Origin of the sequence: Protofrankia coriariae (assembly GCF_001017755.1) — a bacterium.
Taxonomy (GTDB): domain Bacteria; phylum Actinomycetota; class Actinomycetes; order Frankiales; family Frankiaceae; genus Protofrankia; species Protofrankia coriariae.
The window spans coordinates 15,580-27,531 of sequence record NZ_JWIO01000003.1 but is presented as its reverse complement, the minus strand read 5'-3'; the positions used below and the strand labels follow the sequence as shown (position 1 = coordinate 27,531).

The 11,952-nt window shown below is 70.7% G+C and carries 7 protein-coding genes and 2 pseudogenes (1 of these 9 only partly in view); 7 read left to right on the top strand and 2 right to left on the bottom strand.

The genetic code is table 11. The annotated features are described in order from the left end of the window. Together cysD and FrCorBMG51_RS02490 are read left to right on the top strand one after the other, a co-directional pair. A protein-coding gene (gene cysD, locus FrCorBMG51_RS02495; RefSeq protein ID WP_047221523.1) for a sulfate adenylyltransferase subunit CysD crosses the window boundary here: on the top strand, window positions 1-221 show its 3' portion. It extends 721 nt beyond the left edge of the window; 221 of the gene's 942 nt are visible here — the last part of the coding sequence; its start codon lies off the left edge, out of view; the stop codon is at window positions 219-221. Window positions 222-423: 202 nt separating this feature from the next. Next, window positions 424-1,668, top strand: a complete 1,245-nt coding sequence (locus FrCorBMG51_RS02490) for a sulfate adenylyltransferase subunit 1 (protein WP_047221522.1) — start codon at window positions 424-426, stop codon at window positions 1,666-1,668. 64 nt (window positions 1,669-1,732) lie between these two features. Here FrCorBMG51_RS02490 and FrCorBMG51_RS02485 read toward each other — a convergent pair whose 3' ends face one another. Next, the gene (locus FrCorBMG51_RS02485; protein WP_235433252.1) at window positions 1,733-2,611 is read right to left on the bottom strand and encodes a pyrimidine reductase family protein; all 879 of its coding nucleotides are present in this window, start codon (window positions 2,609-2,611) and stop codon (window positions 1,733-1,735) included. A gap of 582 nt (window positions 2,612-3,193) precedes the next feature. Between FrCorBMG51_RS02485 and zapE the strand changes: the two genes are divergently transcribed. After that, window positions 3,194-3,979: a cell division protein ZapE gene (gene zapE / locus FrCorBMG51_RS02480; protein ID WP_268760520.1), complete on the top strand. Its 786-nt coding sequence runs from the start codon at window positions 3,194-3,196 to the stop codon at window positions 3,977-3,979. Window positions 3,980-4,845: 866 nt separating this feature from the next. On the opposite strand, the pseudogene treZ reads toward zapE, so the two are convergent. Then, window positions 4,846-6,620: pseudogene (treZ, locus tag FrCorBMG51_RS02475) on the bottom strand (malto-oligosyltrehalose trehalohydrolase). A 285-nt stretch (window positions 6,621-6,905) separates the two neighbouring features. Between treZ and FrCorBMG51_RS02470 the strand changes: the two are divergent. The 4 genes and pseudogenes from FrCorBMG51_RS02470 (at window position 6,906) to FrCorBMG51_RS26075 (ending at window position 11,860) form a co-directional block, all read left to right on the top strand. Continuing rightward, window positions 6,906-7,730 (top strand): histidine phosphatase family protein, encoded by an 825-nt coding sequence (locus FrCorBMG51_RS02470; protein ID WP_086055224.1) that lies wholly within the window; start codon window positions 6,906-6,908, stop codon window positions 7,728-7,730. Window positions 7,731-8,494: 764 nt separating this feature from the next. Beyond that, complete coding sequence (locus FrCorBMG51_RS02465) at window positions 8,495-9,478, top strand: ABC transporter permease (protein ID WP_235433251.1); 984 nt, start codon at window positions 8,495-8,497, stop codon at window positions 9,476-9,478. Window positions 9,479-9,728: 250 nt separating this feature from the next. Next, entirely contained in the window at window positions 9,729-10,793 is a 1,065-nt protein-coding gene (locus FrCorBMG51_RS02460) for an NrtA/SsuA/CpmA family ABC transporter substrate-binding protein (RefSeq protein ID WP_083730864.1), read from the top strand. A gap of 263 nt (window positions 10,794-11,056) precedes the next feature. Next, window positions 11,057-11,860, top strand: a pseudogene (locus FrCorBMG51_RS26075) (ABC transporter ATP-binding protein). The last annotated feature ends 92 nt before the right edge of the window (window positions 11,861-11,952 follow it).

Here is an 11,952-nt window from a genome sequence, read left to right as displayed (position 1 = left end):
CGCCGCCGCTGGCGGGGGAGCGGGTGCTCTCCCGCCAGGTCCGCTACCGGACGGTGGGGGACATGTCCTGCACGGGTGCGATCGAGTCGAGCGCGGTGGCGATCGACGAGGTGATCGCCGAGGTCGCGGCTACCAGGATCACCGAACGTGGCGCGACCCGGGCCGACGACCGGGTCAGCGAGGCGGCGATGGAGGACCGCAAGCGGGAGGGCTATTTCTGATGGCCTTCTGACGGCCGCCCGCTGATGGCCGTGCCGGTTCTGGTTCTTCCGGCCCTGCGATGGCCGGTCCTGCGATGTCTGTGCTTGCTGATGGCCGTACTGCTGTGTCTGTGCTGCTGATGGTCGTGACGGTCCCGATGGCCGTGACGGATGTGCCGTGGGTGCTGGCTGCGGGTGCCCTGACGCGTGCTGGAGAGGTGTGATGAGGGAACTGCTGCGGGTCGCCACCGCGGGTTCTGTCGACGACGGCAAGTCCACGCTGATCGGACGACTGCTGTTCGACACCAAGTCGCTGTTCTCCGACCAGCTGGCCGCGGTGGAACGCACCAGCCGGGAACGCGGGGACGGCTACGTCGACCTGGCGCTGCTCACCGACGGGCTGCGGGCCGAACGTGAGCAGGGCATCACCATCGATGTTGCCTACCGTTACTTCGCCACCCCGAAACGGTCGTTCATCCTCGCCGACACCCCGGGCCACGTGCAGTACACCCGCAACATGGTCACCGGGGCCTCCACCGCCGACCTCGCGTTGCTGCTGGTCGACGCCCGCAGGGGGGTGCTCCAGCAGACCCGGCGGCACGCCTTTCTCGCGTCGCTGCTGCGGGTCCCGCATCTCGTCCTGTGCGTGAACAAGATGGACCTGGTCGGTTTCGACGAGGCCGTGTTCGAGAAGATCAAGGACGAGTTCCGGGCGTTCGCCGCCAAGCTGGAGATCGTCGACGTGGCGACGATCCCGATCTCCGCGCTCGGTGGGGACAACCTGGTCTCCCGGTCGCCGAACACCCCCTGGTACGAGGGCACCTCGCTGTTGCACCACCTGGAGGAGCTGCACATCGCCTCCGACCGCAACCTCATCGACGTCCGCTTCCCGGTGCAGTGGGTGGTCCGGCCGCGCACCGACGAGCTGCACGACTACCGCGGCTACGCCGGCCAGGTCGCCGGCGGTGTCCTGCGGCCGGGGGACGAGGTGATCGTCCTGCCGTCCGGGCTGACCTCGCGCATCGCCGCGATCGACACCTACGACGGGCCGGTGGCGGAGGCGTTCCCGCCGATGTCGGTGACGATCCGGCTCGAGGACGACCTGGACGTCTCCCGCGGGGACATGATCGCCCGGCCGGCGAACCGGCCGACGGTCGGCCAGGACGTCGACCTGATGGTCTGCTGGATGGTGGACGCGCCGCTGCGGCCCCGGGCCCGGCTCGCGATCAAGCACACCACCCGGTCCGTCCGTAGCGTGATCAAGAATATCGCCTACCGGGTGGACGTCGACACCCTGCACCGGGACGAGTCCGCCGCCGAGCTGCGGCTGAACGACATCGGCCGGGTGACGGTGCGGACGACCACGCCGCTGTGCTTCGACCCATACCGGCGCAACCGCGCGACCGGCAGCGTGATCCTCATCGACGAGGCCACCGGGGCCACCGTCGGCGCCGGCATGCTCCTCTGAGCACGATCCGCCGTGGCGCTTCCGTGGCGCTTCCGTGGCGGTTCCGTGACGGCCGTGCGGCTGGTCAGCGGCGCAGATAGCGCAGGAACAGGTTGCCGTCCTCCTCGAGGACGTGACCGAGTGTCATCGTCAGCGGGGCCTGCCAGCGCCGGCCGCGGACCATCCGCAGATGGTCGGGGCCGGCGAGCAACGGGGCGAAGGTCAGGCACAGCTCGTCGAGCAGGCCGGCGTCCGCGAGGTCGGAGTGCAGGGCCGGCCCACCCTCGCACAGGACACGGCCCAGCCCCCGCTCGCCCAGGGCGCGCAGGGCCACGGCTGGATCCACCGTCCGCTCACCGCAGATCAGGACGTCGGCGACCTCCGCGAGCGCCTTGCGCCGGGCGGGGGGCGCGGCCTCGCAGGTCAGCACCAGCGGACGCACCGGCGCGGCGAACAGCCGGGCTGACGGGTCCAGCCGCAGGGCCGCGGAGACGACGGCGATCGGCGGGACCGCGTCCTGCCCGGCCGCGACCCGCCGTTCGCGCCGGTCGGGCGGGACGACGACCGGCCCGTAGTCCTCGGCGACCGCGGTGCCGGCGCCGACGAGGACGACGTCGGCGAGCCACCGCAGCAGCCGGAAGACCCGACGGTCGGCGCTCCCGCCCAGGGCACCGGATCGGCCGTCTACCTCGGTGGCCCCGTCGATCGAGGAGACGAAGTTCGACCGGACGTGCACCTGCCCGGCTGCGAGCGGCGGCAACCGGTAGCAGACGTCCAGGTCGACGGCGTCCGCGGTGCCGGCTCCGGCACTGGCCGCGACGCCGGTACCGCTCGCAACGCAGGCATCGTCCACGACACCGGTACCGTCCGCAAGATCGACAGTATTCGCAAGATCGGTACTGCCCGCGGCATCGGCGCTGCCCACCGCGTGGGTACTGGCCACAACATCGGCATTGCCGGACAACAGGTGGCGCACTCCGACAACTCTATTCTCGATGGGGTGTGCCAGGCCGCCGCGCCTTCCTGGGTTGTGCCGTGCCTTCCCGGGTTGTCCGGGCCGGCGCCGTCCGTTGTGCCTTCCTGAAAAGCAACCGGATCGGACACGGGAGATCGGAAGTCACAGTGTTCGGGGCGAAAAAGATGTGAGCTCGCTCGCGTGACACTTCTTGGGACAACATCAGCCCGGTGTTTTTTCGTAGGGTGAGAAAATGCCGGAACGTCTGGTCGACCGCCATCCTGAGGTACTCCCGGACGATCTGGTCGCGGCCCTGCTGCCACCGCCGCGGTTCAACGACGTCCGTTTCGACACCTATCGGCCGGATCCCGCCGAGCCGAGCCAGGCCGCCGCCGTCGTGGCGCTCGGCCAGTTCGCCAGCCGGGTCGCCGGTGGCGGCCGGGCGGGGGAGTCCGCCGGCGGGCGCGGCCTGCTGCGCTTCGGCCGCCGTAACAACAGTGGACGCAGCACCCGCCACGGCGGGCCGGNNNNGCGGGCCCCACCCGCCCCGGGGTCTATCTCGACGGCGGCTTCGGGGTCGGCAAGACCCACCTGCTCGCCTCGCTGTGGCACGCCGTGCCGGGGCCCAAGGCATACGGGACGTTCGTCGAGATCACCTCCCTGGTCGGCGCGCTCGGGTTCGCCCGGACGGTGGACGCGCTCGCCGGCCTGCGGCTGCTGGCCATCGACGAGTTCGAGCTGGACGACCCCGGCGACACCGTCCTCGTCTCCACGCTGCTGACCAGGCTGGTGGAGGCCGGTGTCCGGCTGGCGGCGACGAGCAACACCCAGCCGGAGGATCTCGGGGCCGGCCGGTTCGGCGCCGACGACTTCCTGCGCGAGATCCAGGGGCTGTCCGCGCAGTTCCACGTCCTGCGAGTCGAGGGTGAGGACTTCCGGCACCGCGGCCTGCCGAAGCCCCCGATGCCCCTGGGCGACCAGGAGGTCAGCCGCCGCGCCGCGGCCACCCCCACCGCCAGCGAGGACGACTTCGCCAGCCTGTGTGCGCACCTGGGCGAGCTGCACCCGTCCCGCTACGGCGCGCTGGTCGACGATGTCGGCCTGGTCTGCCTGCACGGGGTGACCCAGGTGGTCGACCAGGCGGTGGCGCTGCGGCTGGTTGTCCTCGCCGACCGGCTCTACGACCGGTCGCTGCCCGTAGCGGCGTCCGGCCGACCCTTCGACGAACTGTTCTCCCCGGAGATGTTCGCCGGGCCGCACCGCAAAAAGTTCCAGCGTGCGGTGTCGCGGCTGTCCGCGCTCGCCCGTGACGGCGGCTCCGACGAGATGGTCGTCCAGGAGGGCTCGGCGAGCACCGGCGGCCGACCGGCCGCGTAGAGCGGCCTGGCCGCGGGCCGGCCGTTCCTACGGGCGGGGCCCTGCCTCGACGAGCCGATGCCGGCCGTGAAGAACGGCCGGCGGGCAGCGTCGTGACGGTCCTGCCCGGGCCTGGGCGGTTGACCGCGTTCCCGCGGGCGGGCACGTCCCCCATTCCTGCTGTCCCACGTTTCGCGTAGGTGCCGCGTGCCCCGCGGGCGGGCACGTCCCGGTGGTTGTCCCGTCGCACCGGTGGCGGGACACTTGTCCTCTGCCGCCATACTGGTCGAGCGCACCGGGCCGGCCAGGTGTGCCGGTGGATGTACCGTCGGCGAATGCCGGTGGACATCGCCGACAGCTGTCGACGGACATCGGCGGACGCCGCCGCACGGGGAGCCGACCGACAGCCGGGCGGTGGCCACGGCCGGGTCCGTGTCGTTGCCGGCCCGTCGTGTCGAGGGCGACCCGGAGGGAGATGGGGACGGATGACGGACTACGTCATTCTGCTGGTCGTCGTGTTGGTGCTGGCCGTCTGCATCCTCGGGCTGTTGTATCTCGTGCTGTCCGGGTCCGAGGAGCAGGACCGGCGGTAACCGGTGCGGACCGGCGCATATTGGTGCATGCACGCGGATTCGCGCAGACCGGCGCATATTGGCGCGGATTCGCGCGCGTCAGTGTGCGTCAGTACGGATCGGGTACGAGTGCACGCGGCTCGCGTGGCGCACCGAGGCGCGCGTCCCCACGCGGATTCATGCCGCCCGCGGGACGGATTTCCCGGCCTGTGGGGAAACACAGCGTGCGGGGAAACACAGCGTGCGGGAAGCACAGCCTGCGGGAAACCCATCCCGCCGGGCCGGGCCGGGCCGGCGGGACGGGTCCCGGCGTGTTCAGAGCAGCCGGGCGATCACGACTGATTCGGCGTCCAGTTCGATGCGTCCTGGCATGAAGGTGAAACCGGTGGCGGAGGCGGCCGGGATGTCGAAGGGAACTCCCTCGACCGGCACCGGCTGGCGCCGGTCGGACAGGTTGCACACGACGGCGACCTGCCCACGGCGCAGCACGAACCACCGGGCGTCCTCGTCGAAGGTGCAGTGCACCGACGGCAGAGCGGGGTCGGTGAGGTCGGGCAGGGTCCTGCGCAGCGCGGTCAGCCGCCGGTACCACTGCAGCAGCCCGGCGTGCCGGGGGGCGGTGAGCTGCGACCAGTCGAGCCTGGAGCGGACGAACGTCGCCTCGTCCTGGGGGTCGGGGATCTCGTCGGGCCCCCAGCCGTGCGCGGCGAACTCGCCGCGGCGGCCCTTGCGGATGGCGTCGGCCAGGCCCGGCGCGTCGTGGTCGCTGAAGAACTGCCAGGGCGTGGTCGCGCCCCACTCCTCGCCCATGAACAGCATCGGCGTGAACGGAGAGGTCAGCAGCAGCGCGGCGCCGACCCTGAGCAGGCCGGCGCTCAGCGTCGCGCTCGCCCGGTCGCCGATCGCCCGGTTGCCGACCTGGTCGTGGTCCTGGAGGAACACGATGAAACGGTGGGCGGGCAGATGGTTCGGCACCGGCCGGCCGTGGGAGCGCCCCCGGAACGTCGAGTACGTCCCGTCGTGGACGAACGCGTGCTCCATCGCCTTGGCGAGGGTGGCGAGGCTGCCGAAGTCGCTGTAGTAGCCCTGGCGTTCGCCGGACAGGGCCGCCCACAGGGCGTGGTGGACGTCGTCGCACCACTGCGCGTCCAGGCCGTACCCGCCGGCTTCGCGGGNNNGTACCCGCCGGCTTCGCGGGTGGTGACCACCCGGGGGTCGTTCAGGTCGGACTCGGCGATGACGAACAGCGGCCGGCGCTGCTGGGCGGCGAGCCCGTGCACCGCCGTGGTGATCTCCTCCAGCAGGTGGACGGCCCGGTTGTCGGCGAAGGCGTGCACCGCGTCCAGCCGCAGGCCGTCGCAGTGGTAGTGCCGCAGCCAGCCGAGCGCGTTGTCGACGATGAAGGCCCGGACCTCGTCCGAACCGGGCGCGTCGAGGTTGACCGCGGGCCCCCAGGGCGTGACATGGGAGTCGGTGAAGTAGGGGCCGAACCGGGCCAGGTAGTTGCCGTCCGGCCCGAGGTGGTTGTAGACCACGTCCATGATCACGCCAATGCCCCGGTTGTGGGCCGCGTCCACGAAGCGTTTGAGCCCGTCCGGGCCGCCGTAGGGCTCGTGCACGGCGAAGAGGTCCACGCCGTCGTACCCCCAGCCGTGCCGGCCGGCGAAGGCGTTGACGGGCAGCAGTTCGACCGCGTCGACCCCGAGCGCCACGAGATGGTCGAGCCGTTCGATGGCCGCGTCGAAGGTGCCCTGCGGGGTGAACGTGCCGATGTGCAGCTCGTAGAGGACGCTGCCGGCGAGCGTGATGCCCCGCCAGGCACTGTCGGACCAGGGGAACAACGAGTGGTCGACCAGGCGGGAGCGGCCGTGGACGCCATGGGGCTGCCAGGCCGAGCGTGGGTCGGGCAGTTCGTCGACGTCGCCGTCGACGAGGAAGGCGTAGTCGGTGCCGTGCCCGGCCGCGGGCACGTTGACCCACCACCAGCCGCCCTCGTCGGTCATCATTTCGTGAACGGTTTCGCGACCGTCCGTGCTGGTGGCTACACTCACCGTCTTGGCATCTGGCACCCACACGCGGAAAGTGCTCATCGGTACTGTCTACCCGTTGTCGATTGCATGAGCATCTGTGATCTCGATTTCACGGCGCCGTTACAGGTGTGGTGTCGCGCATCTGCCTGACGTTCCGGTTGACGTTGCGTCGAGCGGCCCTCCGCTGATCGTGTGATCGTCCGGGTTTCGTCCTGCCCATGTTTCAGGGCAGCACGGATCGGGTCCGTCCCGCCCGGGGTTCCGGCCGGTTCCGGGACGAATCACGACTCGATTGTCGCGGCTGTGGTTCGGCCGTGGTTCGAGTATCGCGGATACTCTGTGATCATGCACATAGCGACAACGGATGATGCCATCGCGTGGGGTGTGCCGGCGGAACTCGTCGTGGTGCGGCACGGGCAGAGTACCGGCAACGCGGCCCTCGCCGCGGCCGATGCCGCCGGCAGCCAGGACGCCGGCATCACCGAGCGGAATCCCGACATCCCGCTGTCGCCGCTCGGCCGGGAGCAGGCCGGCGACCTCGGCCGCTGGTTCGCCTCGCTGCCGCCGGAACGCATCCCGCAGATCATCAAGTCCTCGCCGTACGTCCGGGCGCGGGACACCGCCGACATCGTGCGGGACGAGCTGGCACGTGCCGGCCGGGCGGTGCCCCCACCCGTCCTCGACGAGCGGCTGCGGGACCGCGAGACGGGTGTGCTGAACGGGCTGCCCTCGGCGGCCAGGCAGGCCCGGTTCCCCGACGAGGTGCGACGGCGGGCCCATCTCGGTGAGCTCTACTACCGGCCGCCGGGTGGCGAGTCCCTCACCGACGTGGCGCTGCGGCTGCGCAGTTTCCTGCGGGACGTCTGCCGGGAGCAGGCCGGCCGCCGGGTGCTCGTCGCCGCGCACGACGCTGTCGTGATCATGCTCCGGTTCGTCCTCGAGGGCCTGACCGAGACCGAGCTGGTGGCGCTGAGCGGTTCGGTCGCCAACGCGTCCGTCACCCGCTGGGTGGCGGACGCCGGGCGCCTGCGCCTGGCCGAGTACAACCGGACCGGCCATCTTCAGCCCGGCCATCTTCAGCCCGGCCGCCTCCGGAGCGGTCAGCCCCTCGGTGGCGATCTCCTCGGCTGTCATCCCGCCAGCGGTCATCCCGGCGCCGGTATCGGCTGACGACAGGGGAACGCGGGGCGTTCTCGGCGCCCGTCCTGCCGCGTCCCCGCGCGATTCTCCGTACCGGACGGCGGGGGGCCGGCGGGGATTCCGGCACCGGCGGGGAACCGCTGTGTCCCGCGGCTGCCGTCCCGCGGCGGGGAAGCGCCGTCTCGTGACGGGGAACCGCCGTCCCGCGGCGGTATCGGATTCACATCGTCGAGCGTTCCTGGTCGTTTCAGTCTCCGGCCATGCACGCTCGGTTGTGGTCGCCGTTTGTCGCTGGAATGATTGGCAACTTTTCCTACCGTCAAGGTAGAGAAATATGATTTCTGCCATATTCTCATCATCTTGACGGTTACTGGCTGTTTCCTCGAAAGTCCACAGTTATGTCGCCGCGCACACCGCTGATTCGCCGTCGGTGTGTGGACTACGCATTGGTGTGTAGCTGTCGCTGTTCGCCCTGTCGAACCTAGCTCGGGCCGGGTGGGTCGATCCGCCGGCCACTCGTCGCCGCGGATCCCACGGCCGCGCATTCCCGCACCTCCCTGGGCCACCGGTGGCCGGTTTCCGGCCGGAACGTCCACCGTCCCCCACCGCCGGCAGCCATCCAGCCGTTAGCCGTACCGCTTCAGCCGTGCCCCTGACGGCCCGCCTCGGCCGGGCCCGCCCGCCGCGCCCGCCCGCCGCGCCCCGGATGTCACGTCATGGCGGGTGACCACCCGTGACAACTGTTTCCGGACAGGCGTTGTCGGTCACTGTCCGTAGAGAGACCAGGAAGAGTAATGGCAGACCAGACGACCGTGCAGACGCATCCCGTGGCCCGTGTCCCGCGGGACGGCACCGACGTCGAGCCCAACGCGGCTGCTCGGGCCGAGACCGACGCCGCTACCGAGGCTGCTACCGAGGCTGCTACCGAGGCGGGCGCCACGCCCGAGACGGGCTCCGGCGTCGACACCGGTGGCCCGGAGGGGGGCCGCCTGCGTCGACGCCGGAGCATCGGTGTGCCCTACCGGCTGATCTCCTGGCTCAGCCCGCTGGTGCTGCTGGTCATCTGGGAGCTCTTCGCCCGCAGCGGGATGATCTCCGCGCATGTGCTGCCCGCGCCGACGAAGGTGCTGTCCACCGCCCGGGAGCTCACCGCCAGCGGCCAGCTGCCGAAGGACGCGCTGATCAGCCTGCGGCGGGCGGCGACCGGCTTCGTGATCGGCGGCGGGATCGGCCTCGCCCTGGGTGTCGCGGTCGGTTTCTCCAAGATCGCGGACGCGGTGCTCGACCGTCCGATCCAGATGATCCGCGCGGTGCCCTTCCTGGCGATCCTGCCGCTGGTGATCGTGTGGTTCGGGGTCGGCGAGTCCGGCAAGGTCTTCCTGGTCGCGCTCGGTGTCGCCACTCCGATCTACCTCAACACCGTGCTGGGCATCCGGCAGGTGGATCCCAAGCTCCTCGAGCTCGGGCGGGTCATCGGCCTGCCCCAGCGCCAGCTCATCCGCCGGATCGTGCTGCCGGGCGCGTTGCCCTCGATCCTCAACGGCATCCGCCTGGCCCTCACCACCGCGTGGCTCGCCCTGGTGGTCGCCGAAACCGTCGGCGCCGACTCCGGCATCGGTTTCATGGCGATGGACGCGCGTGAATTCCTGCGGACCGACGTCATCGTGCTGGCGATACTGATCTACGCGGCCATCGGGATTCTTTCCGACCTGGCCGCCCGGGTGCTCGAACGCCGGCTGCTGTCCTGGCACCCGAACTACGCGAACGCCCGGAGCTGACCACGGCCGCCGGGGCGTTCCCTGACCGCGGCCGGCCGGCTGTTCTTTCGACGTGCCAGCGGCCCACGCGGTCCACGGACGCCAGGTATCCGGGCCGTTCCGGCCAGGCCATCTGTTCCAACAGCACCTGATCCGATATCACCTGTTCTGGTCATAGCTGTCTCGCGTGTGCGGTTTTCGTGCATCGTCGCGCCAGGTAATCAATACAACTGTCGGCCATTGAATGGCCTCGTGCTGTAAAGGAAAGCCGATGTCTCCTGCGAACTCCCTGTGGACTCCGACCGCCGCCCGTGGTGCCGGTGCCGGTGCCGGCACCAGTCGGCACATGGTGATCGGCCGGCGCGGCCTGTCCCGGCGGACCTTTCTGTCCACCGCGGCCGCGGCCGGGCTGGCAGTCCCGCTGGCCGCCTGCGGATCGGACGACAGCGGCAGCGGCGGCGGCAACACCAGCACGGTCCGGCTGACCTTCGGGACGGGGTCGCCGGAGAAGGAACGCGGCGAGCTGGAGAAGAACCTGCGGGCGCAGGGCATCGCGGTCCAGTGGCTCGGCCCCTTCCCGAACCACGCCCCGACCATGCAGGCGGTCACCGGAGGCAGCGCGGACTTCAGCTTCGGGGGGAGTTCCACGCCGGCGGACGCCGCCATTCTCGCCGGCTCCCCGCTGGTCTATGTCGGATTCGGCGAGACGTCGCCACGGAGCAGCGCGATCCTCGTTCTGCCGAAATCGGGAATCCGCTCGGTGAAGGACCTGGCAGGGAAGTCGGTCGCGGTGAACAAGGCTGGGCTCGGGGAGTTCCTGCTGGTGGCGGCCCTGGAGAAGTACGGCGTCCCCAAGGACCAGGTGAAGTTCGTGTACCTGAACCCGCCGGACGCGGGACCGGCGTTCTCCACGGGGAAGGTCGACGCCTGGTCCATCTGGTCCGGCCCGCGGGAGCAGGCCGAGGTCGCCTACGGCGCCGTCCCCATCTTCGTTGACCAGGACGAGCTGCCCCGGCAGTTGGATTTCCGTACCTATCTGGTCCGCCGGGAATACGCCGAGAAGAACCCCGACCTCGTCCGCAAGGTGATCAATGCCTACGTGGCGGAGTACGAGTGGCAGGCGAACCACATAGAGGAGACGGTGCGGATCCAGACCGCCGCGGCCAACTACCCGGACGGCGTCCTGCAGAAGCTGACGGCCAACAGGGTCGTCACAAAGCTCAAGCTGATCGACGACGACGCGATCGAGAAGCTCCAGTACGGCGCGGACTGGATGACCGACCACAAGGTGCTGTCCGGCAAGCTCGTCGTCGCCGACCACGCCGTCAAGCTGTAGCGCCGTCCGCCGTCGCGACGGCGGTTCTCATCCGACAACGGTCCTTTATCTGATAACAGTCCTTTATCTGACGAAGGTCCTCATATCCGGCGGTGGTCGCGGTCGTCGCCGCGGCCACCGCCGGAAGCAATCCCACCGTCTGAAGCGGCCACCGTCTGAAGCGGCCACCGTCTGAAGCGGCCGTCGGCGGCGCAGAGCGCGATCCCGCGCCACGGTCTGGTCGCCGGCCCAGCCGAACACCTGGTTGAAGGGAACTCGAGGTAATGACATCCCAGCCCGCCACCGTCTCGCGGGAGACCGCGGATGCCGCGTCCGCCGGGGGAGCGTCCCTCGTCCGGGTCCGCGGTCTGCGCCGCGCCTATCAGGACAAGGTCGTCATCGACGGGCTCGACGTCGACATCGCCGCCGGTGAGTTCGTCGCTCTGCTGGGCAAGAGCGGCTGCGGCAAGACCACCTTGTTGCGTACCCTCGCCGGCCTCGACCAGCCCGACGCCGGCACGGTCGACGTGCCGGCGCAGCGGGCGGTGGTGTTCCAGGAGCACCGGCTGCTGCCGTGGGAGCGGGTCTGGCGCAACGTCGCGATCGGGCTGCCGCGGGGCGAGGGGTAGCAGAAGGCCGCCGCCGCGCTGGCGGAGGTCGGCCTCAGCGGCCATCTCGAGGCGTGGCCGATCACCCTCTCCGGTGGGGAGGCGCAGCGGGTCGCCCTCGCCCGGGCGCTGGTCCGCGAGCCGAAACTGCTGCTGCTCGACGAGCCGTTCGCCGCCCTCGACGCGCTGACCAGGATCAAGATGCACGAGCTTGTCCGGGAGCTGGTCGCCCGGCACCGGCCGGCGGTGCTGCTGGTCACCCACGACGTCGACGAGGCGATCGCCCTCGCCGACCGGGTGCTGGTCATGCGGACGGGGGAGATCGCCGCCGAGCACCGCATCCAGCTCACCGGTGCCCGGGGTCGGGCGGACGCCGGCTTCCTGGCGCTGCGGGAGGCCCTGCTGGCCGAGCTCGGCGTGCTCCCCGACCCTGGTGGCGCGCGCACTGACTCCGGCGCGCTGGCGAAAGCCACCACCTGACCGGCTCCGCGCACCGGCCGGCGCGGCGCGGTAGTCCCCGCCCGGCCGGCCAGGGCCGTGGGTCACTCCGGCGCCGCGCCCGCCGTGGCGGG